We start from the raw sequence: 24,593 nt of genomic DNA on the forward strand, positions 1-24,593 counted from the left end.
TGAAATCAGCGTAGTAGAGCCCACTCAACCACTGCGTCTTGCTCGACAATCCAAAAATAATTGAGAGGCTAGGACTTGTGTCCCAGCCTCATGTAGTTTTTACAGAATAGAACAATAATCCGTTTTGGTTAAAAGCCATATTCTATTTCACGTTCCAGTTCATTTATCACTAAATAAAAATATCATATAAATAAACTATTTTTTTGAAAAAATAGGCTAGAGATTGAAATATTTTTCACAAAAGAGTATACTGTTAGCATAGTTTTGTCGGATATTTATAAAAGACCCCATCAAAACTAGTTGTCAACCCTTGCTGTTCTGATAGGAACGTTTGCTGGTATCGTTGATACCAAGGAGGAATCATATGTCTAAAGTAGCTATTGTCACAGGTGCTGGTCAAGGAATCGGTTTTGCAATCGCAAAACGCTTGGTACAAGATGGCTTTATGGTTGGAGTATTGGACTACAATGCTGAAACAGCTGAAAAAGCAGTTGCTGAGTTGTCCGCAGAAAATGCTTTTGCGGTCGTTGCTGATGTATCCAAACAAGCAGAAGTGGCTGAGGCTTTCCAAAAAGTTGTAGACCATTTTGGAGATTTGAATGTTGTCGTAAACAATGCAGGTGTTGCACCAACTACACCACTTGATACGATTACAGAAGAACAATTTACACGTACATTTGCTATTAACGTTGGTGGAGTGATTTGGGGTGCACAAGCTGCACAAGCTCAATTCAAAGCGCTTGGCCATGGCGGAAAAATCATCAATGCAACTTCACAAGCAGGTGTTGTAGGTAACCCTAACTTGACTGTTTATGGTGGTACTAAATTTGCAGTTCGTGGTATCACACAGACTTTGGCGCGTGACTTGGCGGATTCAGGCATCACTGTCAATGCTTATGCACCAGGTATCGTCAAGACTCCAATGATGTTTGACATTGCCCATGAAGTTGGTAAGAACGCAGGTAAAGATGACGAATGGGGTATGCAAACATTCGCTAAAGATATCACTTTGAAACGTCTTTCAGAACCAGAAGATGTAGCAGCAGCGGTCAGCTTCCTTGCTGGACCTGATTCAAACTACATCACAGGCCAAACCATTATCGTGGATGGTGGAATGCAGTTCCATTAAGATGAAAAAAGAGGTTGGGATCAATGTCCTAACCTCTTATTTTTTATGCTATTTAGTTAATACAATGGTATCAGAAGGATCACGATCGTCATCTTCAATAGTGAGTTGGTTACCTTCTAGTCTGTAATATTTGAGATCATCCCCGACAGTGAGAGTATGATTGTCAGCTTGAATGGTTACAGGCTTGCTTTCTTTCTCGCCATCCCTTTCAAGCTCTTCCCATGTGCCCGTCGTACTAGAGATGGTCAGAGTGATCAGATCAGTTTCATCAGTCCCCTTGTATGTCCCATCTAGATTTTCAGCTTGGCTAGCCGTTTGAGAAGCTTTAGAGCTTGAAGTACTCGAAGAAACCTGTTGTGAACTAGCAGAGCTTGCAGGTGTTTGAGCTGTCTGATTCGAGCAGGCTGCCAAAAGACCAAGAACTGCCAGTGAGGCAAGAGAAAGTGTGAATTTATTAGACAATGTCATCGGCTTGTCTCCTTTCTTTGATAATCCAAGTATAGCAGAGGATAGAGGAGAAGACAATGTAAATGTTTTTTCAGAAAAGGAAAAAAGGAAATTACTACTTAAGTTCGATAACATCGATATTTAGTGTGTAGTAAATTTTGTAATTCCATTTTTCATCATAGCTGCCATGTGCTGTAACTTTATTAATAAATTTATATCTAGAATCATTGATATATTTGCGAAAACCACGATTATATTTTCTATCAACGTAGCCAATGAATACACCATCAACAATGACTTTGATCGCATAAGGATCATATTCATTATCTATCTCTTCTTCTAAAATTACATTGTCAAATTCAATAGTAGCAAAATCTTTTTCATCACCATGTGTTCTATTATAAAATGGAGCAAAGGCATTTTCCCTGTATATTGATCCTTTTACATCAATTTCTCGTCGATATACATATCCCATATCGTATTCTTTTTTTAGATCGGTTAATTTTTTGTTCAGTTCACTTTGTTTAGATTTTAAGAATTGGATCTGCTCATCAATAACCTTTTGTTTATTTAAGATTTTTAAACTAAACCAATTTGTATTATTAAATTGAATATGTAAAGCTTTAATTTCATTATCTACATCATATATTTCTTGTTTACAATTTTGGATTTTTTCTAATAGTAGAGTTTTATATGATTTTGCCATTGTTTTATCCATATATCTTATAGTATTCATTAAAAAAGATTAGAGTTTATGAATGATTAATATTTCAAAATTAAAAGTATTTTTTGTTTTATTATATCATGATTATCAAAAAAACCACTCCCGAAAGGGAAGTGGTTCTGTGTTGGTTCTTATTTGAGACCGTATTTTTTGTTGAAACGATCCACACGTCCATCTGCTTGAGTGAACTTTTGACGTCCAGTGTAGAATGGGTGTGAGTCTGATGAAATTTCAACACGGATCAATGGGTAAGTTTCACCTTCGAATTCAACTGTTTCGCTAGAGTACTTAGTTGAACCGCTGAGGAACTTGTAACCAGTAGTAGTGTCCATGAAGACAACAGAGCGATATTCTGGATGGATATCTTTTTTCATTTTGCAATATTTCCTTTCTGCCATGGTCTCTTTCCGAGCCATAGATTGTTACTAAGCTAGTTTACCAAATTTCCAGGATCTTGACAAGTATTTTCACTAATTTTATTTAAATTAATGATCAAAAAAATCACCCTGGCTAAGCCAAGGCGATGATGATCTTATTATTGTTCAGATTGATTTGGATCTTTTGGTGCTTCAACTGGTTGATCAGCTTGTTCCTCAGTGTATTCGTGTGATTCTTTTTTGATTTCATTTACAGCAGTTTTTACAGTAGAAGTTGTCACGCGTCCAACAGATTGGGCAAATCCTTTACCAGATTCAGCAAGTTCTTCGAATGTTCCTTTAGTGATTTTACCACCTGACATCGCCAAGAGACCAGTCACAACAATAGCGATGCTTGCAATCAAAGTAAGGATTAACCCAAAGCCGATTGAAACCAATCCACCTAACTCAGAGGTAAACTCACTTCCATTGAAGGTTGCGAACAATGAAACCAATGTAGAAATAAAACCTGCAACAATGATGATAGTTGAAAAAGTTTTATTTAAAGGGGTATTGATGTTATTCAAGCAGGCAAGAACGATAGAGCCAATAGAAAGGACGATTACAATCCATCCGCTATTTTGGATTCCAGAAATGCTAATAACTCCAAAGACAGTGGTATACCATGGCAAGAAAGTGCCAAGAATTGCTACCGCAGCAGAGATAATGATAAACAATCTATTTTTTTCCATAATAGATCTCCTTAAAAATTGTATTAGCTTTATTTTACCATAAGAAGGGGTAAATGAAAACCCTGTGACCAAGATAAAAAGGCTGAGAAATCGTTCTCAGCCTTCGTTCGTGCGAGCCACTTCTTGTAGCTCTTTGTAGATTTGGTCATTTTCCTCAAGGGAGTAGGAGTTAGCTCCACTCGCAAGTGGATGGCCACCACCATTATGACGTTTGGCAATTTCGTTGATCACTTTGCGTTTGCTACGCATCCGGACACGGAAGTGACCGTCGGCCTGCTCGACAAAGATGGCCCAAACAGATACGGTATCGATGCGTCCAGGGGCTCCGACAATTGCAGCAGTCTCTGAATCACGTAGATCGAATTTCTTCAAGAGCTCTTGTGTCAAGGTCACACGCGCAGCACCATGTTCATCGATCTCGAGATGGTCATAGACATAGCCTTGAAGCTTAGCGGTTTTGAGATTGATAGTATCCATCTGTCGAGCAAGTGCTGTAAAATCAAAGGGAATGCTTCGAAGATAGGCAGCAATCTCAAAGGTCCGAGTCGAAGTAGCAGGATAAAGGAAGCGACCTGTATCGCCGACAATCCCAGCATAGAGAAGACGTGCAGCACTTACAGGAAGTTCAAGATCCAATTCCTTAGCAAAAAGTGCAATCAACTCACTGGTAGAGCTAGACTCAGTATCGACCCAGAGCAGATCGCCATAAGCATCGTCATTTGGGTGGTGGTCGATCTTAATCAGGAAATCACCAGTCGTATAGCGCTTGTCATCGATGCGGGGAGTATTAGCCGTATCACAGACAATCACCAAAGCTCCAGCATAGTCCTCATCGCTGACAGTATCCATCTCAGCAAGCCAAGTCAAGGTCGGTTCATCATAGCCAGTTGCCAAGACCCGCTTTTGAGGGAAGTGCGCACGCAGGAGATCCCTCAAGCCCACCTGGCTACCAATCGCATCCGGATCCGGATTCTGATGACGGTGGATAATAATCGTGTCATAAGCTTGAATTTTTTCAAGAATTTCATTCATTACGTTCATACATTACCTCATTTTCTCTGTCAATTTTAACATAAGAAAGGCCCATCCAGCAAGCGTTTATCACTAATTAGGAGCTATGGAAGCGATTTTACACAAGTTCAATATTTTGGTAGAATGGATGGATAGATTTAGTATGGGAGGGACTAGAATGATTGAAATTAAAAGTAATGCTGAGACGGCTCAAGAGTTAGCTTCTTCTTTAAAAAGTAGTGGGGATGCACTTTCGGGAGTTGCATCGGCTTCGAAAGATGAACAAACCAAACTATCTGGTAATGATGCGGCCCATCAAGCCATTGATACTGCTAAAACCAAAGCAGAAGAAATTGCAGCGGCGATTGAATCAATCGGGACCAACCTGCAAAGCGTTTCAACTGGATTTACAGCAGTGGATGAAGCTACTGCTGCGAGCATGCAATAGGTTGAAAGAGTAGGAAGATGAATTACGATCAACAACTATCGGAATTGAGAAGACGAGAAGACTTTCTTTATCAAAAAGAAAGAGATATTGTAAAAGAAAAGAGAAATCTGGAAAATGAAATGAACCGCTTTGAGGGCTATAGCTCTGATGCGCACCGTTATTTATGGGATGCATTTGAATCCTATCCTTCCTCTAGAAATTTTTTTGACCAACTTCAGGAGGGGGTTATTCATGAATCGAGAAAAATTTCAAATAGTTATTTAGAAGAGCTGGATGAATTAGCTATTCAAAAAAGAAAAGTCGAAGATGATTTAAATGATATCTATCATGAACGGAAAAAATTAATTATTGAAAAGGAGTGTGACGATGGGAATCGAAGTTTATCGCGGTAGTTTGGATAGCCAAGCAAGTAGCACAGGTACTATGATTGAGCAACAATTGAAAGCTTATGAATCACTAGAAACATCATTAACTCAAATAGAAAATTCTGCCTCGCGCTTGTCTGGCCAAGCTTACGACTCTTTTAGAAGCTTTGTGACAAGTGTTGTCCAGCCATTGAAGGAGGCCGGGGTAGCTTTAGCAGAAGCTACACAAGAAAGTGTGAAGAAGCTTCCAGCATCCTATCGCTCGGAGGTGGCTGACGAGGACTTACAGGAAGAAAAGTTGGTTTCTGATATTGAACAGTGTGATCGGATGATTGCTATCTTTCATGCAGAGATCAATGAAATTGCTGCTAGTAAATCGACTAGTGCTGGAGATTTTCAACGGTTGCAGAGATTACAAAGGATTCAAGGATTAAATGTATTAAATGGTATTTTTCAGGCTGCTAGAAACAAACTACAAGAAAAATTAAATAAACTCAGAGCATTTAATGCGACATCGCCAAGTATCTTCTGGGAAATTGATGTCTTAGCCCAAGCTATTCAAATAGCTGTCAATCAAATTAACGTAGCGTGGGATCCAAATACGGGAATGTATTCTATTCCAAAGGATTTATCCTGGTCTGATCTCGTAAATGAAACGATTAAGAATAAAGAGTTTGAAAATGAATATTTGCCAAAGAAACCAAAGGATGTAACAGCGTTCGAATATAACCAATTTCTTACGGGATTACGTGAACAATCAGTGAACCTTAAAGAAATAGATGGCTGGGATAAGGATGCCATCAAAGGTTATGTTAAAGGCGTTTCAAAAAGAACTGCTGATGCCAAGACAGGCAGTGAGTTAAATGCAAGGAGAGATGCTTTGTATGCAGAAACCAAGGAGATTGGATCAGATATCTATACAGAAATGTATGCTGCTAGTAAACTTGATTCAAAAGCGAAAATAGAACTTGTTCTTAAGCAATTAGGTGCAGAAACGGATGGTAATCAGTTTATGCATTTGACAAGCAAAACGCATAAGATTTCAGAGAATCTACCACCACATGGTGATTTCAACATGTATTTCAGACGTGATGTTGTAAAAGCATTCGGTGATAAACATCTTAATTCATTGAGCGGTGAAAAACTTACTGATAAAGAACGTAAAGAAGAACTTAAGAAAATTAGTCAAAAAGAAATAGCATTGCGACAGCAAGTTCATTTTTTCCGTTATTATCTGGATCGCCAAGCAATTTACTATATTCGCAATCACTACGAAGGCGCAAATGATTACGAAAAGCTATTAGCATATGGTAAAGAAAATAATATTGAATTTGATTACACAACCGGCTCTAACTACCATAATCGCTTTACTCCTAAAGACGGCTTCAAACGTCCCTATAATATGAAGGTTCAAGTCCCTAAGGGCAATTCAGCTAAAGGAAAGGATTTGAACAATGCACGAATGGTGGAGTTTATAGTTAATTTGGATACCGGCGAGTTTGAGAGTCAATGGGATGCTTATGACAAGCACAAACTAGCAGATGGTAGCTATGACTCAGATCCAAGCGTATATTCTGACGATGAATTTAGGGAAATTGCCAATACGGAATCCTTCAACTATGGTCCTTCAAAAGGTAAAAATTCAGATGTTACTAAGTTTTATGAAGGTAAACATGGAATGCTTGATGTAGGTGGTACCCCTGAGCCAGCTACTCGTACTGAAGCAAAAAAACGATTTCGCTATGAAGATGATTTGGGCAAAAAGGATGAAAATACTGGACACGTTGGTCAATTTGCGGATATTGTAAGAGGAGGAGGACATGAGGATTATGAAGCATGGCAAAAAGTTCCAGATGAAGATAAACAAAAAGTTTATAACGATTATATTAATTGGGCTGGTGACGATTATAACGGTATCTTGGATTATTTTAAAGAAAAACATCTCTTTGGATATTAGTCAAACCGGCTATGAAAGAATGCAAGCCCGTCAATTTGTTACAGTTCAGGATAGTAGATATCCCGAAGATGAGGTTAGTTTTAACTTGAAAACTCATGAGTTTTATAGTTCTACTAATGCTATAAAAAACGGGAAGATTTATGTGAATAGTGTATACACGCCAACTGTTCTGTATAAAAGTAAACTGGAGGACATGCTAACATATGGAATTATGAATATTCCAATTACAAAAAGGGATATTTTGGATCATCAGTATACATTGGAATTTAAAGCAAGTAAATTTATCAATCAAAATAATCTTTCTGATATAAAAAAAGGTTATATAGAAAATTATTACGTTTATGATAAGATGAGTAAAGTTCGTGTTACCTATAACAAAGAGTTTCTACCCATAAAATTGGAAGGATATTATGAAAAAAATGGCGAAATGAGTTGGAATACGATTCGCACTTATTTATACCCATTTAAAAACAAATCTGACTTCGATAAAAAATTGGATGAGCAAATTCAGCTTATAAAAGATATTGAAAGTGAAAAAGAAGAAGATTAGTCTATATTGTGATATGAAAGTATTAAATAATTCATTAAAGTTAAAAGCTATATCGAAGAATCATCTTCTCTTAATCGTGGTAGTCATAATAATAGCAGCTGTTTTAAGTATCCAAATAGTCAACCATGCTCAAAAACAACCAAAGGATGCTTATGATATTTTGCAGAAGCAGCGATTTGTTTTTATTCAAAATCAAGATGATTTAGGTCAAGGCAACAATGCAGGAGCAGGATTTGATCTGCAAGCAGAGAACCTATTTGTGTCTTATAGCACTGTGATTAAAAATAATAAATTATATGGTAAAAGTGGAGTCTATACGACTAAAGGATTTTATGAACGTGCACTAAATGGTGGAATATCATCGATATTATTGAATTTAAAGGTTACGCCTGAAGAGAATGAAAAGCATCATTTTCAGATTGAACGATCTCCAGAATCTTTAATAAATCAAAAATTTCTAAAAGAGAAATACCCGCCAGAATTTGAGTTGCAATATAAATATCGAAAAAAGAATCAGTTTTCAAAAGTCCGTATCACCTACAACAAAGAGTTTCTGCCTACTAAAATTGAGTGGTACTATAAGGGTGAAGAAGGACTAAAATGGTACACTTGGCGCACCTATTCGTATCCGTTCAAAAATAAGTCTGATTTTGATAAGAGATTGGATGAAGAAATTAAAACTATTAAAGCAATTCAAGAAGAAAACGAGGGCGATTAGGTTGAATCGGTCCAATTCTTGAAACGTGTCCCTTCTTTCAGTTTATCGGGAAAGGTTTCGTGCAAAATGCTTGAAAAAGTGGTATAATACGGGAAATAGCTTTTGGGAGGAAATTATGACTGTAGCGAAGATTGTTTTTGCTAGTATGACTGGAAATACTGAAGAAATTGCTGATATCGTAGCGGACAAATTCCGTGATCTTGGTGTCGAAGTAGATGTGGATGAGTGTACAACTGTGGATGCGGAGGACTTCCTTGATGCGGATATCGCAGTAGTAGCGACTTATACATACGGCGATGGAGAGCTTCCAGATGAGATCCAAGATTTCTACGAAGATTTGGCTGGCCTTGATCTCAAAGGCAAACTTTACGGTGTTGTAGGATCAGGTGATACCTTCTACGATGAATTCTGTAAAGCAGTTGATGATTTCGACCGTTGCTTCGCTGCGACTGGTGCTGAAAAAGGTTCTGAGTGTGTCAAAGTTGATTTGTCTGCAGAAGACGAAGACATTGAAAAATTAGAAGCCTTTGCAGAAGAACTTGTAGCAAAAGCAAATTAATGACAAAGAGGTGGATCGATGGATTACAGCCTCGATTTATATCCAAAATAAAGAGGAGACACATGGATTTAGATCAGATTCGTAAGGACATTGACCAGATCGATCAAGAGCTTGTAGCCTTGTTGGAAAAACGGATGGTTTGTGTCGGTCAGATTATAGAATATAAGGAGCAGCAGGCCCTACCTGTGCTCGACCAGGGAAGGGAAAGAGAGGTGCTTGAGAAAGTCGGCTCTCTCGTTTCGGATGAGCGGTATCGTACGACCATTCAATCCCAGTTTCAAGATTTAATGGCGCGTTCTAGAGACTACCAAGAGGAGGTGAGGGCGCGTGACTAGTCTATCTATCAAGCAAAAAGCACAACAGTATGTGGTCCTAACAGGGATGGCGCTTTTCATTGGTCTCTTGGTCGGTGCTATTGACATGATTTTTGGTCAAGGATTGCTCCTGATCGGGGATTTCCGAAGCCAGCATTGGCCCTTGATTCTTTTTCTGGCCTTAGCGGGGCTTGTCATCGTTTATCTCTATAAACGTTTTGGTGGCAAGGCTTCAAAAGGGATGGGCCTCATCTTTGATGTCGGACACGCGCGTGAGGAGAAAATCCCCTTGGTCTTGGTGCCTTTGATCATGCTGACGACCTGGATGAGCCATCTCTTTGGTGGTTCGGTCGGTCGGGAAGGTGTAGCAGTCCAGATCGGAGCGACCCTTTCGCACCGTTTTGCCCGTCATATCAAGATCCCGGATGCTTCGCGTATTTTTCTCATGACCGGGATGGCCGCTGGTTTTGCGGGGCTCTTTCAGACGCCACTGGCAGCAACCTTTTTTGCCCTTGAAGTCTTGACAGTTGGGGAGTTGCAGTTGATGGCTCTCTATCCAGCGCTCATTGCCTCAATCGTGGCTAGCTTCACCTCTCATGCCCTTGGTTTAGAGAAATTTGCTGTGCCACTAAGAGAAACGCTGAGCTGGACACCAGAGACCTTGATCAAAGTTGCCATTCTTGGCCTGGCTTTTGGCCTTGCTGGGAAACTCTTTGCAATTAGCCTTTCCTGGTTGAAGAAAACGGTCGCTCAAGTCTTGCCCAATCCTTATATCCGGATTGCCCTTATAGGGGCCGGACTCAGCTTGGTCCTCTTGACCCTCCAGCTGACCAAGGTCGGCACTTATAGTGGACTTGGAACCAATCTGATTGATGTAGCTTTTCATCAGGGCAGTGCGCAGAGTTATGACTGGATCTTGAAGCTCCTCTTTACCGTAGTGACGATCTCTGCTGGATACCAAGGAGGAGAAGTGACACCGCTCTTTGCGATCGGAGCTACACTTGGAGTCTTTCTTGCTCCGATGTTAGGTCTACCAGTCTTAGTCGTGGCCGCTATCGGATATGCCAGTGTCTTTGGCAGTGCGACGACGACCTTGCTCGCACCGATCTTAATCGGAGGAGAAGTCTTTGGCTATGCCAACCTGCCATTCTTCGTCATTGCTTGCGCCATCGCCTATTGCTTACCAAAAGAGTGGAGCATTTATTCTGGTCAAAAAGTTGCGAAAAAGTAGAGAAAAGAGCTTTACAAACCTGAAATTATCTGATATGATAGTTTCTGTGCGTAATGGAAGCACAAAAATACAGTTTATCCGCTGGGGGAGGTCCCTTAAGATTGACGAAGATAGGAGAATAAAATGAATCCATTAATCCAAAGCTTGACTGAAGGTCAACTTCGTACTGATATCCCTGCATTCCGTCCTGGTGACACTGTTCGTGTACACGCGAAAGTTGTCGAAGGAACTCGTGAACGTATCCAGATCTTTGAAGGCGTTGTTATCGCTCGTAAAGGTCAAGGACACACTGAAATGTACACTGTTCGTAAAATCTCTAACGGTGTCGGTGTTGAACGTACATTCCCAGTACACACTCCACGTGTAGAAAAGATTGAAGTTGTACGTTACGGTAAAGTACGTCGTGCGAAATTGTACTACCTTCGTGCATTGCAAGGTAAAGCAGCTCGTATTAAAGAAATCCGTCGTTAAGACGAACAAGGAGGCGGGAGTGATCTCGCTTCTTTTTTATCGGTCCCCTTAGTTCAATGGATATAACAACTCCCTCCTAAGGAGTAGTTGCTGGTTCGATTCCGGCAGGGGACATGAAGAAAAAGGGAACTCGTACATGCGAGTTCCTTTTTGTGTGTAAGAAAGAAGTTAAAAATAGGTGGAATATCTCCATATAATGAATTGATTTTTGAGGAAGGAAGGAGTAAAATGAAGTTAATATTATAACATCTAGAATTTTGCGAGGTTTGTTATGATTTTAGCTCATAAGGATAATAATGGGAATGTTCAATCCCTTCAAGATCATTCTTTTAATGTTGCGACTAAGGCACGAGAAGACGCGAACGTTATTGATCAAGGAGACATTTTATTTTTAATGGGCTTGTATCATGATTTAGGAAAAGCTAATCAAGAGTTTCAAGATAAACTCTTATTGCATCCTAATAAGCATGTTGATCACTCCTCGGCTGGAGCAAGGTATCTTTTCCAAAAGATACAAATCTGTTTGAAAAGTTTAAATGTAGATAAAAAAGATAAAGAGTTTTTTCAAGAAATATGTGCTTACGTTATATCATCACATCATGGGATGTATGATATTTTACTCCAAGATGAAACAATAAATGCCTCTCAATATACATACAACAGGCTACGATATAGAATAATTGAAGGAACTGAAAGCAGTCGTTATCAAGAAGATATTGAACCTTTTGCACAAAAGTTAGAAAGTCAATTACCTTATTATGGATATAGCTCCTTAGATGATTTAATTAAAAAAGCATTCGAAAATTATCAACAAGCTTGGTCTACTTTAAAATGGATTAATGAAAGTGAAAAAGATTTTTATTCAAGCTGTTTTGTTAGACTTTATTTATCTCTACTAAAAAATGCTGATATATTAGACACTATCAATGCCTACGGTATAATTGTCCAACCTTTAAAATCTAAAGAAAGAGAAGAATTAAATCGTTCTTATTTAAGTGCTATTGAAGAAAAATATAGAAGTTTTGGCAAGCCTACGACACATCTAAATGAAATACGTTTACAAATTAGTGAGAGAGTAAAGGAAAGAGGAGCAAACGATTCAGCTGGAATCTATCGATTAGATTTACCGACCGGAGCAGGTAAAACAAACCTCAGTATGCGATATGCTTTCCATCAGCTTGTAAAGCAGAAAAAATCAAGATTCTTTTACATTACTCCCTTTTTATCAGTCTTAGAGCAGAATGCTTTTGAGATCAAAAAAATAACAGGAGATGCTGGGGTATTAGAACATCATTCAAATGTAATTCATCAAAATGATGATAATGATGATAAAAACACATTGATGTTAGATTATTTAATTGATAGTTGGGATAGTCAAATTATTCTCACGTCTATGGTTCAATTTTTTCAAACGTTATTTAAGACAAAATCATCTAATATTAGACGTTTTTCAAATTTAGCGAATAGTGTTTTAATCTTAGATGAAGTCCAATCCTTACCTATTGAAGTCACAACTTTGTTTAATTTAACAATGAACTTCTTAAATAAAGTCATGAACACGACGATAATCCTTTGTACTGCAACGCAGCCTGCCTATGATTCAACATCAATAACTCATCGTCTAGATTATGGTGGGAAGAACGGCGAATATCCTGATATAGTTGAGTTGACTCATGATGAAATAGAAGTGTTTGCAAGAACAGAACTTAGAAAATTTAATGAGGAGAATCAATATACTAACCTAGCAGAATTAGTCGACTTTGTTTTAGATAATAATGAGTCCATACTTGCAATTTTTAACACCAAAAAAACAGTTGATAAGTTCTATACAATGCTTGAAGAACTGACAGATCGTCCTCTCTATCAATTATCAACAAATATGTGTGCTCAGCATAGATTTGATATGATATCAGAAATAAAGCAACATTTAAAAGATGGAGTACCAATTATTTGTATTAGTACACAATTAATTGAAGCAGGAGTGGACGTTGATTTTGATCAAGTTATTCGTTCTTATGCTGGAATCGATTCAATTGTTCAAGCTAGTGGACGTTGTAACCGTGAAGGGAAGCGTCAAAAAGGGCAAGTTACATTAGTGAACCTTATGAATGAGGAGGAGAATATCTCACGACTTAAAGAAATCAAAAATAAGAAAGAAGCAACAGAGTTCATACTACATAAAAATTCATCTCCAATTGATACTTCACTTTTAAATAAAGATTTCTTTGAATATTATTATGCAAATAATCAATCTTCAATGAATTATCCATTATCACATGGGGAGTCAGTTTTTGATTATTTAAGTATAAATGAATTCCAATTAAGATCTAACTTTAAAGGAAGAATGAAGCAAGCATTTAAAACAGCCGGACAAAAGATGAACTTGATCAATAATGAGACAATAGGAGTTTTAGTTCCATACGGAGCTGGAATAGAAAAGATATCTCGGTTGGAAGAGCTGTGTGAGTCTGATTATCCTTCAGAAGGAGAATTTCAGATTATAAAAAAACTCTTAAAGGAATTGCAATCTTATACTGTAAATGTGCGTGAGCATGATCCTATTTTAGAAGCAACAAAATCGTATCTAAATGGAAATGTACTAGTGTTATCAGATGGGTATTATCATGAAAAGAAAGGAATTACCATAGAGATGCAAAACTTTATTATGTAAACAAGTTAAGTGTTTTTTCTATAGCAAGATTAAAAATAGCAATATAAAAAAAAAACAGAAGGAGGTTTTTACCTTGTATAGATCAAGAAATTTCTATGCTAGAATTCGTGGTGATAGGGCATTATTTACGAATCCAGCAACTAAAGGTGGGAGTGAAAGATCCTCGTATTCTGTTCCGACTCGGCAGGCTTTACAAGGAATAGTTGACGGGATTTATCATAAACCTACATTTACAAATGTTATAACTGAAGTTAAGGTCGTTAATCAAATACAAACAGAGTTGCACGGTGTTCGTGCTTTGTTACACGATTACAGTGCTGACCTGAGCTATGTTTCTTATTTGAGTGATGTAGAGTATCTTGTAAAGTTTTATTTTGTTTGGAATGAGAATCGCGAAGATTTGGTACAGGATAGACAGGCGAATAAACACGAATCGATTATGGAGCGGTCTATTCGAAAAGGTGGAAGACGGGATGTTTTCCTTGGAACAAGGGAGTGCTTTGCCTTGGTGGATGAAATTAGTCAAGAAGAATATGAGAACTGCCCATCCTATTATGATGGATTCTCCATCGATTTAGGAATTATGTTTCATTCCTTTGCCTACCCAACAGATAAAAAAACACCATTGAAATCTTATTTCGCAAAAACAGTAATGGAGAATGGCATTATTAAGTTTAAGTCACAGAAGGAATGTGAAATAGTTAATACTTTATCCAGCTATGCTTTTAAACTACCTAGTCAAATTAAATCAGTTGATGATGAGTTTAACGAATATGAAGAGATGGAGAAAGGAGAAAGCTAATGGATTTTTTTACTTCTCTATTAAATGCATATGAAAAAGCAGAGGAGATTGGCTTGGTGGATCAACGAACAGGTGATAATGATCCTGTATTGCTTCCACTATACCATACCAGTCTGAAATCGAATGGCAATAATATAATTCTCATCAAATTGAATAAAGATGGTACCTTTTATAAAGCGGAATTCATGCCAGATAATCAATCGATTATTTTTCCAGTAACTAGCGATTCTGTTGCAAGGTCTGGTAGTAATCCGGCACCACATCCTTTGGTAGATAAGCTATCTTATTATGTTCAAGAAGTTAGTCAATCTCAATACGAAGAATTCCATAATCAACTTGCTAATTGGGTCTGTTTTTGTAAGGAAGATGAGGTTAAAGATTATTTAGAAAAGATTCAGAGGTTTATACTTAGAGCGGATTTTTTAAATATAGTTTTAAATTCTCTGTTTGGTGAATCCTATCAAAGAGAAAATTTGAAGGTAACCTATCAAGATTCGAATGAAAAAAGTAAAACGATTGATTTATCTGCTTGTTTCATTGAGTTTTCGATTGTACAATTCCATGGTTTCAAAGATGAATCTGTAACGACATACAAAGAATTACATCAATCCTTTATATCATTTGTAAGAGCATTTCAATATAATATGGGAGTGTGTAATATAAGTGGACGCAATGAGACTATCACAAATAAGCATAGAGGATTGATGGGAAATGCTAAAATCATTTCTGTTAGTAATAAAGGCGAAGCTTATAAAGGACGTTTTAAAGAACGCGAAGATGTTTTTAGTGTAGGTTATGAAACCTCTGAAAAAATCCATTTGATGATTAAGTATTTACTTGAAAATAATAACAGTAGTACATGGTTGGGATCGTCACAGTATCTTATTAACTGGTTTAGTGATGATTTGGCAAATAAAAGTCAATTAGATATTGTTAAACCGGAGTTTGATAGCCTATTTGAGGATGAAGATGATGATATAGAAGAACGTCATCAATTGATTAGACCAAATGCTGAGAATCAAGAGATAGGATCTTCGTTTATTAAGGGACGAAAACTATTTGGAAATGATGCTACATATTATATTGCAATATTAAACAAAACAAGTAATGGCCGTATCGCTCTAAAATATTTCCGTCAACTTCAAGTATCTCAGTTATTAAAAAATCTGGAAAATTGGCAAGATATTTATTCTTGGGAAGCGAGAACAAAATCAGGAATATATAAACAAAAGACATCAAATTTTAACGAGATTATTAATGCAGCCTATGGTGTAGATAGAGGACGTTATCTAGAATTAGACAATGATAGTTTTCGAAGTGATCAATATCAGCAATTAGTGACAGCCTTAATTGATGGGAAATCAATTCCAAATACAATCGTTAAAAAACTAGAAGCTAATATTAAACATCGGCAAAATTATCCTAAATGTTGGCATTCTTTGCAACAAGTTAGTTTAGCAGTTCTACATAAACAATATGGAAGGGAGTTTAATCCAATGGTAGACCATGAAAACACTAATCGTTCTTATCTATTTGGACGATTACTAGCTATTTTTGAGTTAATGGAAGCTCAGAGATATCGAATAGAAGGTGGTAATCAAGAAAGGATAACAAATGCTGAAAGGTATTGGAATGCCTATACGAGCCAACCAGCTAAGTTGATGATGAACCTCGCAAATAAAATAAAACCTTATGAAGAGACAGTCAAGTTAAACTCTAGAGGAATCTATAATAAATTGGAAAAAGAGCGAGAAGAAATCATTTCTCTATTAAGTCCTTTAATGACGAATAAAGATATAAATGATCCTTTAGATTATCAATTTATTTTTGGTTATTATAGCGAAAAACAATATTTTTATACTAAAAAAGAAAAAAACGAAAGTGAGAACTAGCTTATGTTAGAAAATAAAATTGACTTTATGGTAACAATTGAGGTACGCGAAGCAAATGCTAACGGAGATCCATTATCGGGTAATATGCCAAGAACAGATGCTAAGGGACATGGCTTAATTTCTGATGTAGCCATTAAGCGCAAAATTAGAAATCGTATGCAAGACTTTGGTCATCCAACTTTTGTTCAAGCTGGAGACCGTATTGAAGATGAGTTTCGTTCACTTGAAAAACGTTTTTCTAATCAATTTAATGCAAAAGATTCTGATGAAGATATTGAAGAAAAAGCTAATAAATTGTGGTTAGATGTTCGTTCATTCGGTCAAGTTTTTACTTATTTGAAAAAGTCAATTGGTGTTCGTGGACCAGTTTCTATAAATATGGCTAAATCATTGGAACCAATCGTAATCTCTAGTTTACAGATTACAAGAAGTACAAATGGGATGGAAGCTAAAAATGAAAGTGGACGTTCATCTGACACTATGGGAATGAAATACTTTGTTGATTACGGAGTTTATTTGTTGAAGGGATCTATTAATCCAAATTTTGCTGAAAAAACTGGATTTTCTACGGAAGACGTAGAGGTGATTAAGCAAGCACTAGTAAGTCTTTTTGAAAATGATGCCTCTTCTGCACGTCCTGAAGGATCAATGCGTGTAAGGGAAGTCTTCTGGTTTACTCATTCCAATAAGTTAGGAAATATTTCTAGTGCACGTGTTTTTGACTTGTTTGAATTTGACAAAGAAAACCAAGAAAAGAATACTTATGAAGATTATGGTATTCATCTTAATCAAGAGAAGTTAGCAGAATATGAAAATAAAGGATTGAAAGTTGATATTCTAGAAGGACTATAAAATGGTCTACGCAGAAAATGACTATTTGATGTTATCTGGCATCCAGCATTTCCAATTTTGTAAACGGCAATGGAGTCTAATTCATATTGAACAACAATGGTCTGATAATGAGGCGACAGCTCATGGACAGATTTTACACAAAAAAGCGGACGATCCTTATATAAAAGAGAAACGTAATGATGTTATTATCTCACGGGCAATGCATGTATCCTCAAAAGAGTTAGGGCTCTATGGGATATTAGATGTTGTTGAGTTTCATAAAGATGAAAGAGGAATTGAGCTTAAAGGTAGAAGTGGTAAGTGGATACCAATTATCGTGGAATATAAGCGAGGAAAAGACAAAAAAGATATTTACGATATTGTTCAATTAGTTGCTCAAGCTATTTGCCTTGAAGAGACTCTTGAGTGTACAATCGAGTATAGCTATCTATATTATCATCGTGTCAATCAAAAGAAACGAATAGAAATTACTCCTGAATTACGAAAAGAAGTAGTTTCTTTAGCCTCTCAAATGCACGAATATTATGAGCAGAAAGTAGTTCCGAAAGCTGAGTATTTTAAAAATTGTCAATTGTGTTCTTTGGTTGATATTTGCATGCCACGCTTAAGTAAGAAGAGTCGCAATATTGATAATTATATTTTCCATGCTCTAAAAAGTGAGGATGGCTTATGAAAAAACTTCTTAATACATTATATTTAACGCAAGATAATTTTTATTTGACTCGAGAAAGAGATAATATCGTCATAAAACAAGAAGGAAAAGTCATCAGTCGTTTCCCGTATAGAATTATTGATGGTATTGTATGTTTTTCTTACTTGGGAGCATCTCCATCTTTAATTGAGTTGTGCGCTGAAAATCAGATTAATTTATCTTTTCATACTCCCCAGGGGCGTTTTTGCGGCCGATTTGTTGGAGCAACAAATGGGAATGTTCTACTTAGAAGGCAACAGTATCGTTTAGCAGATGCAGAACTGTCATTAGAATATGCGCAAAGATTCATTCTTGCAAAAATTTCTAATTCCAGGAAATATCTTCTCCGTTTTAAGCGAGATCATAGAGATCGAATCGATACTCATCTCTTCGAAGAAGTAAACACAGAGTTGACTTGGGCGTTGGAACAGGTTCAGTCAGTTGAGGATAAAAATTCTCTTCTGGGAATTGAAGGACAAGCTGCAAACCAATATTTTAGAATTTTTAATGATTTTATCCTAAATGATAAAGAGATGTTCCAGTTTAACGGTCGTACTAGACGGCCACCGTTAGATTGTGTGAATGCTTTATTATCATTTGGATACAGTTTATTAACTTACGAATGCCAATCTGCGTTGGAAGCAGTGGGACTAGATAGTTACGTTGGTTTCTTTCATACTGATAGACCGGGTCGTGCTAGTTTAGCTTTAGATTTAGTAGAGGAGTTTCGTGCCTTTATTGTAGATAGATTTGTATTTTCTCTGATAAATAAAGGTCAAATATCGAAAAAAGACTTTGAATTTAAAGAAAACGGTAGTGTTTTTCTATCAGAAAAAGGACGTGCAACATTTCTAGAACTGTGGCAGAAAAGAAAACATATAGAAGTTGAACATCCATATACTAAAGAAAAGGTGAAAATGATGCTCTTACCTTATGTTCAGGCCCAATTATTAGCAAAAGCTATTCGTGGGGAATTAGAGTCATATCCACCATTTATGATATAGGAGTTTATATATGATGGTACTGGTGACATATGATGTCAATACTGAAACAGCAAAAGGAAGGAAGCGTCTGCGCCATGTTGCAAAACTGTGCGTTGATTACGGCCAACGTGTTCAAAATTCAGTATTTGAATGTTCAGTAGCTCCCGCAGAATTTGTGGAAATAAAGTCTAAGTTACTAGATATTATTGACCCTGATTCCGACAGTATTCGATTTTATTTTCTTGGGAAAAATTGGCAAAATCGAGTGGAGACTATTGGACGAGATACAAGTTATGATCCTGATATAGGAGTATTAATACTTTAAAACGAGGAGTGCGAATCGAAGTTGCTCATAAAATAGCAGGGGTTTCGCGCAAAAAATTAGAAAAATTAATGGCAAAATTGAATTTTAGGGAATAATAATTCCCTTGTATTAATCAATTTTAGCCATAAACGGTGCAACTTTGCGCTGTCGCTCCCTTCGCGGGAGCGTGGATTGAAATCCAAAGCTGACCAAGAGCAAGACGATCTTTTGAGTCGCTCCCTTCGCGGGAGCGTGGATTGAAATATTCGGAAGGTCCAAAACAAGCCACGGGAAGCGCGTCGCTCCCTTCGCGGGAGCGTGGATTGAAATGTGCAAGCGTATAATATCAATCTCTTTGAAGCAGTCGCTCCCTTCGCGGGAGCGTGGATTGAAATGCAACCAGAGGCGAATTTGAAAGCATTGACCGTGTCGCTCCCTTCGCGGGAGCGTGGATTGAAATATTTTTGAAAACGACAAATCAATGCTCTGGTATAGTCGCTCCCTTCGCGGGAGCGTGGATTGAAATAAATTCGCAAGAAACTGAATTCTTGGTGGAAGATCGTCGCTCCCTTCGCGGGAGCGTGGATTGAAATTAAGCGAGCTGGACTCTTTGGTCCTATACCCGCTGTCGCTCCCTTCGCGGGAGCGTGGATTGAAATAATTGAATTAAAACGCAACTTTATCCCTATCAACAGTCGCTCCCTTCGCGGGAGCGTGGATTGAAATAGCGAACCCTTATACCGCTTTTGAACGCGTTTTGGTCGCTCCCTTCGCGGGAGCGTGGATTGAAATTACGGAACACAGTATTTCAACAACTGCGACTCGCAACGTCGCTCCCTTCGCGGGAGCGTGGATTGAAATCCTTTTTGGTTTTGCAATGTACGATGAGAACTGGTCGCTCCCTTCGCGGGAGCGTGGATTGAAATATATTGTTAAATGCTAGATTTGTTTCTTTAAAGGTCGCTCCCTTCGCGGGAGCGTGGATTGAAATATGCTACACCTCTAAAATGGTAAATCATCATCTGAGGTCGCTCCCTTCGCGGGAGCGTGGATTGAAATTACTGTAAAGATTTCATCACTGGCTGATTCTGACTCGTCGCTCCCTTCGCGGGAGCGTGGATTGAAATGGATAATTGCGATTTTGAAATTATAACGGATAGAAGTCGCTCCCTTCGCGGGAGCGTGGATTGAAATACCTTATGAAACGGATGTACTTGATAAAGCTGAAGTCGCTCCCTTCACGGGGGCGTGGATTGAAATGTAGCCGAGAGCTTTAACGTAAAGCGCTACTGGGTCGCTCCCTTCACGGGGGCGTGGATTGAAATAACTAATCGAAGGAAGAGGAAGAGAGAACAGACAGTCGCTCCCTTCACGGGGGCGTGGATTGAAATCACGGGTAAGTATTGATCGCTTGTCCAGTTGCGCCTGTCGCTCCCTTCGCGGGAGCGTGGATTGAAATATTGTTGACTTTGCTGCTTATCGCTACGAAGGCGGGTCGCTCCCTTCGCGGGAGCGTGGATTGAAATAATTAATTTCTGTAATTCAAGTGTTCCCATCTTGGTCGCTCCCTTCACTGGAACGTGTAGTGAAATTCATTAGCAAAAAATTTTGATATTACAGATCAGCTCTATAGATCTCCGCTTTTTCTTTGACTCACCTTTCTTATTTTTCTAAAATAGTAGGTATGTGAAGGGAGATTGATATGAAAAAAGGTTTGGTAATTGTGCTTTCTGCTTTGGTCTTGGCTTCGTGTGGTCGTCCTCAGAGGACGGTGTCGCCTAAGAGTTCGGATACCAAGCAGACCAGTACTTCGGAAAAGAAACAGTCTGGTATGGACTTGAAAGCCATTAAGGCTAAGGACTACTCAAGTATCAAGGGGACTTGGATCGATGGTCGTGGCAATGAGCTGGTCTTTGATGACAAGGGCTTGGTCAGCGAGGATGTCGAGCTTGATGCATCGAGCTTTAAGCAGAAGGACCAGATCGCTGAGATGACGGTTAGTGCCAAGTCGGGTGTTGGAGGCTACGGTCTTTTGCTCCTTCCAAAAGGTCAGAAAGCGGGCAAAGACGATGCTTCGGATAAGTCCAAGGATCGGATCTGGGCTGGTCAGTCACCTGCTTATGGTGATGATGATAATTTCTACTATCGCAAGAAAGAGCAACCGAAAGATCGGGAGCAAGTAGATACAGACGATAGCAGTAGTACGTCTAAGACGAGTAAGGCTAAGAAGTGGAATACTCGCTCGGATAGCGAGGTCAAGTCTTCGAAGAAGGCGGATCAAAATGATTATCCAGGCTACACCGATGCTCAGGTTGAAGCTGCGCGTGTCTGGGCTTATGTGATCAAGTCTGTACCGACAGAATTGAGTATTAATGAAAAGAGTGCTGGTACAAAGATTTACTTTGGTGGGCTAGGAGTTGACTATCCTAAAGATGTTCGTCAGTTGTTTACACCAATTTCTTCAGAAGGTCATGTGACTTATGCATCCAACGGTGATGGGACAGTCACTATCTACCCTGTACCGAGCCACTGGCAACAGTCTGCAGATGAACTCAATAGTGAAGAGTTTATGACGCAATTTACCCAAGGGATCTTGGACCATGCTGAAACGGTGACATTGCCAGATGGGGATCCAGACATGATTCGCCAGATTCTTGCAGTACTGAAGTAAGAGCTAGATTTGAGAGCTCAGTTTATTGTTTTTTTAAGCTGATCCTGTTACAATGATAGTACTCGGAAAAGACTGGGCTTCCAGCCTTTTTCATTTCACTTTAGAAAGGTCTTTTATGAAACGCAAATCGATTTTGTTTCTCTATTTACTCTTGCTAGCGATCGGCCTAGCCTATGAGACCCAGTCGCTGACGGAAGGTTGGATGTCTGGCAGTCAGTACGGGATTGTGGGACTTTCTACCCTGATCCTTTTGGTCTATGCGCTTCCTGCTGTCTGGGCCCTCTTTCATTTTGCTAAGAAGTGGAAGTTATCTTGGGTACCGGTTCTCTTTTCTCTATTAGGTGGGGGCTTTGTTGCCGGTTGGTTGTCTAGCTTTGCCAATACCTATTTCCATGACATGATTCAAGCCATCGCTCCAAATAGCGACTTTTGGAACCAGTACGAGAGTGCCATCGCTGCGCCTCTCTTTGAGGAACCCTTTAAGTTGATTCCGATCTTCTTTGTCCTCTATTTGTTCAGTGTTCGTCGCATCAAGTCGATCTTCCTCTTGGCGATTGCCTCTGGTCTTGGTTTCCAGATCGTGGAGGACTTTGCCTATATCCGTCAGGACCTGCCAGGAGGTTTCTCTTACACGGTGTCAGGGATTCTCGGTCGTGTGGCCAATGCGCCCATGTCTCACTGGGTTTACACAGGACTTGTCATGCTGGGGCTCTTCTTGATTGTCCAAGCAAGCAGAGGACGCAAGGATCTAGCTCTAGCAGGCTGGGGATATTTAGTAGCTGGGTTTGGACTTCATTTTGTTGGCAATTCACCCTTCTCACAAATCGTGACCGAGTTGCCTATTGCGATTCCAGTCTTGAATGCTACTGGGCTCTTCCTGATCTACCAAGCGTATCAGACCGTCGAGCGATTAGAACAAGAAAAATAAAACAAAAAAAGAATGCGTATGTTTGGACACATACGCATTTTTGTTATTTTGGACACATTGTTTTTCTACTTTTGTATAAACTGAGTGATACTATAGCTGTAAACTAAATTCTATTTTGAAAGAAATATTTGAGACTTTCCGCCGTGAGAAAAGTGCTTGAAACATTGTTGTTTCAAGCACTCGGGAGTTTTGAAACGTTAGATTCAAAACTAAGTCATGGAACTTCTTCGAAGTTCGCTGACGTCCGTACTCACCTAAGGAAAGTCTCTAAGAGTATAGGATCTTAAAATGGATTTATTTACCAAGACAGAACTGGCTGAAGAGTTGGGTAATGAGCTCATCTGGAGCAGCATCCCCTGTGATTTCTCCGAGGATTTCCCAGGTGCGGGTGAGGTCGACTTGAAGCAAGTCTACCGGCATACCTAGGGCCAAGCCTTCGTTGACCGCTTGCAGGCTTTCAACAGCTTTCTCGATGAGAGAGATGTGACGAGCATTAGAAAGATAAGTCGCATCTTGCTCAACCAGTCCAGCATTTTCGAAGAAGAGGGCGTTGATCCGGTCTTCGATTTGATCGATGTTTTGATTTTTCAGAACGGAAATCTTGATATGATCTTCCGGCAGTTGGTCGATTTCGATCTTCTCTGGAAGGTCAACCTTGTTGAGGAGGATGATGCGGTTGCTATCTTGAGAGATCTCAAGGAGCTGGCGATCTTGATCGGTCAGGGGTTCGCTAGCATTGAGGACCAGGAGGACCAGATCAGCTTCCTTGAGGGCTTTTTTCGAACGTTCGACACCGATTTGCTCGACGATGTCTTCAGTCTCCCGAATCCCAGCCGTATCGACCAGTTTGAGGGGAACCCCATTGATGTTGACGTATTCCTCGATGACGTCCCGGGTGGTTCCTTCGATATCGGTCACGATGGCTTTTTCCTCGCGAAGAAGATTATTGAGGAGGCTAGACTTGCCGACGTTTGGACGACCGATGATAGCAGTAGAGATCCCTTCACGCAAGATCTTACCGCGACGGGCAGTCTTGAGGAGATTGGTCAAGAGGGCTTCAAATTCACTGGTCTTTTCACGGATGATCTCAGTGGTTGCTTCTTCGACATCATCGTACTCCGGATAGTCGATATTGACTTCGACCTGGGCCAGGGTATTGAGGATCTCTTGGCGCGTGTTGTTAATGAGGTCAGACAGGGAACCATCTAGTTGCTTCACGGCGATGTTCATGGCCTTGTCGGTCTTAGCGCGGATAATGTCCATGACGGCTTCGGCTTGGGTCAAATCGACCCGACCGTTCAGAAAGGCCCGCTTGGTAAATTCACCAGGTTCAGCTAATCGAGCTCCTTCGCGGATGACCAATTGTAGTATTTCATTGGTTACGGCAATCCCGCCGTGGGTATTGATCTCGATGATGTCCTCACGGGTGAAGGTTTTCGGCGAGCGCATGGCCCCCACCATGACTTCGTCGAGAATCTCGTCCTTATCTGGATCCACGATATGACCGTAGTTGAGCGTGTGGCTCGCTACCTTGCTTAAATCTTTCCCCTTGAAGATCTTTTGTGCAATGGCAAAGCTGTCTGTCCCGCTCAAGCGGACGATCCCGATAGCCCCCTCACCAAGAGGGGTCGAGATGGCAGCAATAGTATCAAATTCTTTAGTAATCATGTCATTTCTCTTTTCCTGTAGATTCATCTCTATTCTATCGTAAAGTCAGCGGACGGGCAAGGTTTTGCTTTTAGAACTAAAACTTGGAAAGGTTTTCAA

General features: G+C 39.1%; 25 protein-coding genes, 1 tRNA gene and 1 CRISPR repeat array. Of the genes, 20 read left to right on the forward strand and 6 right to left on the reverse strand.

What is annotated here, in order from left to right:
- The first annotated feature begins 364 nt into the window (after positions 1–364).
- Positions 365–1,129, forward strand: coding sequence for a (S)-acetoin forming diacetyl reductase (locus ACESR9_RS00005; protein WP_373104795.1), 765 nt, complete (start codon positions 365–367; stop codon positions 1,127–1,129).
- 48 nt (positions 1,130–1,177) lie between these two features.
- On the opposite strand, the gene ACESR9_RS00010 is transcribed toward ACESR9_RS00005, so the two are convergent.
- The 5 genes from ACESR9_RS00010 to ACESR9_RS00030 form a co-directional block, all read right to left on the reverse strand.
- Entirely contained in the window at positions 1,178–1,597 is a 420-nt protein-coding gene (locus tag ACESR9_RS00010; protein ID WP_373104796.1) for an SP_0198 family lipoprotein, read from the reverse strand.
- Positions 1,598–1,691: 94 nt separating this feature from the next.
- Positions 1,692–2,282: an HIRAN domain-containing protein gene (locus ACESR9_RS00015; protein WP_373104799.1), complete on the reverse strand. Its 591-nt coding sequence runs from the start codon at positions 2,280–2,282 to the stop codon at positions 1,692–1,694.
- A gap of 149 nt (positions 2,283–2,431) precedes the next feature.
- Entirely contained in the window at positions 2,432–2,674 is a 243-nt protein-coding gene (locus tag ACESR9_RS00020; protein ID WP_373104801.1) for a type B 50S ribosomal protein L31, read from the reverse strand.
- Between the two features lie 161 nt (positions 2,675–2,835).
- Positions 2,836–3,408 (reverse strand): lantibiotic ABC transporter permease, encoded by a 573-nt coding sequence (locus ACESR9_RS00025; protein WP_373104804.1) that lies wholly within the window; start codon positions 3,406–3,408, stop codon positions 2,836–2,838.
- Positions 3,409–3,504: 96 nt separating this feature from the next.
- Positions 3,505–4,449: a DHH family phosphoesterase gene (locus ACESR9_RS00030; RefSeq protein ID WP_134974851.1), complete on the reverse strand. Its 945-nt coding sequence runs from the start codon at positions 4,447–4,449 to the stop codon at positions 3,505–3,507.
- Positions 4,450–4,597: 148 nt separating this feature from the next.
- Between ACESR9_RS00030 and ACESR9_RS00035 the strand changes: the two genes are divergently transcribed.
- The 19 genes from ACESR9_RS00035 (at position 4,598) to ACESR9_RS00125 (ending at position 22,826) form a co-directional block, all read left to right on the forward strand.
- Positions 4,598–4,867: a TIGR04197 family type VII secretion effector gene (locus tag ACESR9_RS00035; RefSeq protein WP_373104807.1), complete on the forward strand. Its 270-nt coding sequence runs from the start codon at positions 4,598–4,600 to the stop codon at positions 4,865–4,867.
- A 17-nt stretch (positions 4,868–4,884) separates the two neighbouring features.
- Positions 4,885–5,259: a DUF3958 family protein gene (locus ACESR9_RS00040; protein ID WP_373104809.1), complete on the forward strand. Its 375-nt coding sequence runs from the start codon at positions 4,885–4,887 to the stop codon at positions 5,257–5,259.
- Positions 5,234–7,189 (forward strand): DUF3114 domain-containing protein, encoded by a 1,956-nt coding sequence (locus tag ACESR9_RS00045; RefSeq protein ID WP_373104811.1) that lies wholly within the window; start codon positions 5,234–5,236, stop codon positions 7,187–7,189. The genes ACESR9_RS00040 and ACESR9_RS00045 overlap by 26 nt, the downstream gene beginning before the upstream one ends.
- Positions 7,179–7,739, forward strand: coding sequence for a hypothetical protein (locus tag ACESR9_RS00050; protein ID WP_373104813.1), 561 nt, complete (start codon positions 7,179–7,181; stop codon positions 7,737–7,739). Before ACESR9_RS00045 ends, ACESR9_RS00050 begins: the two co-directional genes overlap by 11 nt.
- Complete coding sequence (locus ACESR9_RS00055; RefSeq protein ID WP_373104816.1) at positions 7,720–8,457, forward strand: hypothetical protein; 738 nt, start codon at positions 7,720–7,722, stop codon at positions 8,455–8,457. The genes ACESR9_RS00050 and ACESR9_RS00055 overlap by 20 nt, the downstream gene beginning before the upstream one ends.
- Positions 8,458–8,572: 115 nt before the next feature.
- On the forward strand, positions 8,573–9,016 hold the full coding sequence (locus ACESR9_RS00060; RefSeq protein ID WP_003007049.1) for a flavodoxin: 444 nt from the start codon (positions 8,573–8,575) through the stop codon (positions 9,014–9,016).
- Positions 9,017–9,078: 62 nt separating this feature from the next.
- Positions 9,079–9,351 (forward strand): chorismate mutase, encoded by a 273-nt coding sequence (locus ACESR9_RS00065; RefSeq protein WP_118397972.1) that lies wholly within the window; start codon positions 9,079–9,081, stop codon positions 9,349–9,351.
- 46 nt (positions 9,352–9,397) lie between these two features.
- The gene (locus ACESR9_RS00070; RefSeq protein WP_185755149.1) at positions 9,398–10,561 is read left to right on the forward strand and encodes a chloride channel protein; all 1,164 of its coding nucleotides are present in this window, start codon (positions 9,398–9,400) and stop codon (positions 10,559–10,561) included.
- A 123-nt stretch (positions 10,562–10,684) separates the two neighbouring features.
- The gene (gene rplS, locus ACESR9_RS00075; protein WP_003016418.1) at positions 10,685–11,032 is read left to right on the forward strand and encodes a 50S ribosomal protein L19; all 348 of its coding nucleotides are present in this window, start codon (positions 10,685–10,687) and stop codon (positions 11,030–11,032) included.
- Between the two features lie 42 nt (positions 11,033–11,074).
- Positions 11,075–11,146, forward strand: a tRNA-Arg gene (locus tag ACESR9_RS00080).
- Positions 11,147–11,303: 157 nt separating this feature from the next.
- Positions 11,304–13,703 (forward strand): CRISPR-associated helicase Cas3', encoded by a 2,400-nt coding sequence (gene cas3 / locus ACESR9_RS00085; RefSeq protein WP_373104820.1) that lies wholly within the window; start codon positions 11,304–11,306, stop codon positions 13,701–13,703.
- Positions 13,704–13,776: 73 nt separating this feature from the next.
- Positions 13,777–14,505 carry a type I-C CRISPR-associated protein Cas5c gene (gene cas5c / locus ACESR9_RS00090; protein WP_373104821.1) on the forward strand — a complete coding sequence of 243 codons (729 nt, stop codon included), beginning with the start codon at positions 13,777–13,779 and terminating at the stop codon, positions 14,503–14,505.
- Complete coding sequence (gene cas8c / locus ACESR9_RS00095; protein ID WP_373104823.1) at positions 14,505–16,397, forward strand: type I-C CRISPR-associated protein Cas8c/Csd1; 1,893 nt, start codon at positions 14,505–14,507, stop codon at positions 16,395–16,397. The genes cas5c and cas8c overlap by 1 nt, the downstream gene beginning before the upstream one ends.
- Positions 16,398–16,400: 3 nt before the next feature.
- The gene (cas7c, locus tag ACESR9_RS00100) at positions 16,401–17,249 is read left to right on the forward strand and encodes a type I-C CRISPR-associated protein Cas7/Csd2 (RefSeq protein WP_061590882.1); all 849 of its coding nucleotides are present in this window, start codon (positions 16,401–16,403) and stop codon (positions 17,247–17,249) included.
- Between the two features lies 1 nt (position 17,250).
- Positions 17,251–17,922: a CRISPR-associated protein Cas4 gene (gene cas4 / locus ACESR9_RS00105; RefSeq protein WP_373104825.1), complete on the forward strand. Its 672-nt coding sequence runs from the start codon at positions 17,251–17,253 to the stop codon at positions 17,920–17,922.
- Entirely contained in the window at positions 17,919–18,944 is a 1,026-nt protein-coding gene (gene cas1c, locus ACESR9_RS00110) for a type I-C CRISPR-associated endonuclease Cas1c (protein ID WP_373104826.1), read from the forward strand. Before cas4 ends, cas1c begins: the two co-directional genes overlap by 4 nt.
- Positions 18,945–18,954: 10 nt before the next feature.
- Entirely contained in the window at positions 18,955–19,248 is a 294-nt protein-coding gene (gene cas2, locus ACESR9_RS00115; protein ID WP_013903483.1) for a CRISPR-associated endonuclease Cas2, read from the forward strand.
- A 146-nt stretch (positions 19,249–19,394) separates the two neighbouring features.
- A CRISPR array of direct repeats spans positions 19,395–20,819; the repeat unit is 32 nt; unit sequence GTCGCTCCCTTCGCGGGAGCGTGGATTGAAAT.
- A 110-nt stretch (positions 20,820–20,929) separates the two neighbouring features.
- Positions 20,930–21,898, forward strand: coding sequence for a YdeJ family lipoprotein (locus ACESR9_RS00120; protein WP_373104828.1), 969 nt, complete (start codon positions 20,930–20,932; stop codon positions 21,896–21,898).
- 115 nt (positions 21,899–22,013) lie between these two features.
- Complete coding sequence (locus ACESR9_RS00125) at positions 22,014–22,826, forward strand: PrsW family glutamic-type intramembrane protease (RefSeq protein WP_373104829.1); 813 nt, start codon at positions 22,014–22,016, stop codon at positions 22,824–22,826.
- Positions 22,827–23,120: 294 nt separating this feature from the next.
- Here ACESR9_RS00125 and mnmE read toward each other — a convergent pair whose 3' ends face one another.
- Entirely contained in the window at positions 23,121–24,494 is a 1,374-nt protein-coding gene (mnmE, locus tag ACESR9_RS00130; RefSeq protein ID WP_037607860.1) for a tRNA uridine-5-carboxymethylaminomethyl(34) synthesis GTPase MnmE, read from the reverse strand.
- Positions 24,495–24,593: the final 99 nt, after the last annotated feature.

Source organism: Streptococcus parasanguinis (assembly GCF_964238605.1).
Taxonomy (GTDB): domain Bacteria; phylum Bacillota; class Bacilli; order Lactobacillales; family Streptococcaceae; genus Streptococcus; species Streptococcus parasanguinis_AJ.

Excerpts from the sequence above, each read along its gene's own strand:
- cas3 (WP_373104820.1), top strand. The coding sequence starts at position 11,304 with ATGATTTTAGCTCATAAGGATAATAATGGGAATGTTCAATCCCTTCAA.
- ACESR9_RS00065 (WP_118397972.1), top strand. The coding sequence starts at position 9,079 with ATGGATTTAGATCAGATTCGTAAGGACATTGACCAGATCGATCAAGAG.
- ACESR9_RS00125 (WP_373104829.1), top strand. The coding sequence starts at position 22,014 with ATGAAACGCAAATCGATTTTGTTTCTCTATTTACTCTTGCTAGCGATC.
- ACESR9_RS00045 (WP_373104811.1), top strand. The coding sequence starts at position 5,234 with ATGGGAATCGAAGTTTATCGCGGTAGTTTGGATAGCCAAGCAAGTAGC.
- ACESR9_RS00060 (WP_003007049.1), top strand. The coding sequence starts at position 8,573 with ATGACTGTAGCGAAGATTGTTTTTGCTAGTATGACTGGAAATACTGAA.
- cas1c (WP_373104826.1), top strand. The coding sequence starts at position 17,919 with ATGAAAAAACTTCTTAATACATTATATTTAACGCAAGATAATTTTTAT.
- ACESR9_RS00005 (WP_373104795.1), top strand. The coding sequence starts at position 365 with ATGTCTAAAGTAGCTATTGTCACAGGTGCTGGTCAAGGAATCGGTTTT.
- cas7c (WP_061590882.1), top strand. The coding sequence starts at position 16,401 with ATGTTAGAAAATAAAATTGACTTTATGGTAACAATTGAGGTACGCGAA.
- ACESR9_RS00025 (WP_373104804.1), bottom strand. The coding sequence starts at position 3,408 with ATGGAAAAAAATAGATTGTTTATCATTATCTCTGCTGCGGTAGCAATT.
- ACESR9_RS00030 (WP_134974851.1), bottom strand. The coding sequence starts at position 4,449 with ATGAACGTAATGAATGAAATTCTTGAAAAAATTCAAGCTTATGACACG.
- ACESR9_RS00015 (WP_373104799.1), bottom strand. The coding sequence starts at position 2,282 with ATGGCAAAATCATATAAAACTCTACTATTAGAAAAAATCCAAAATTGT.
- cas2 (WP_013903483.1), top strand. The coding sequence starts at position 18,955 with ATGATGGTACTGGTGACATATGATGTCAATACTGAAACAGCAAAAGGA.
- ACESR9_RS00020 (WP_373104801.1), bottom strand. The coding sequence starts at position 2,674 with ATGAAAAAAGATATCCATCCAGAATATCGCTCTGTTGTCTTCATGGAC.
- ACESR9_RS00035 (WP_373104807.1), top strand. The coding sequence starts at position 4,598 with ATGATTGAAATTAAAAGTAATGCTGAGACGGCTCAAGAGTTAGCTTCT.
- ACESR9_RS00010 (WP_373104796.1), bottom strand. The coding sequence starts at position 1,597 with ATGACATTGTCTAATAAATTCACACTTTCTCTTGCCTCACTGGCAGTT.
- rplS (WP_003016418.1), top strand. The coding sequence starts at position 10,685 with ATGAATCCATTAATCCAAAGCTTGACTGAAGGTCAACTTCGTACTGAT.
- ACESR9_RS00120 (WP_373104828.1), top strand. The coding sequence starts at position 20,930 with ATGAAAAAAGGTTTGGTAATTGTGCTTTCTGCTTTGGTCTTGGCTTCG.
- cas4 (WP_373104825.1), top strand. The coding sequence starts at position 17,251 with ATGGTCTACGCAGAAAATGACTATTTGATGTTATCTGGCATCCAGCAT.
- ACESR9_RS00070 (WP_185755149.1), top strand. The coding sequence starts at position 9,398 with ATGGCGCTTTTCATTGGTCTCTTGGTCGGTGCTATTGACATGATTTTT.
- ACESR9_RS00040 (WP_373104809.1), top strand. The coding sequence starts at position 4,885 with ATGAATTACGATCAACAACTATCGGAATTGAGAAGACGAGAAGACTTT.
- cas8c (WP_373104823.1), top strand. The coding sequence starts at position 14,505 with ATGGATTTTTTTACTTCTCTATTAAATGCATATGAAAAAGCAGAGGAG.
- mnmE (WP_037607860.1), bottom strand. The coding sequence starts at position 24,494 with ATGATTACTAAAGAATTTGATACTATTGCTGCCATCTCGACCCCTCTT.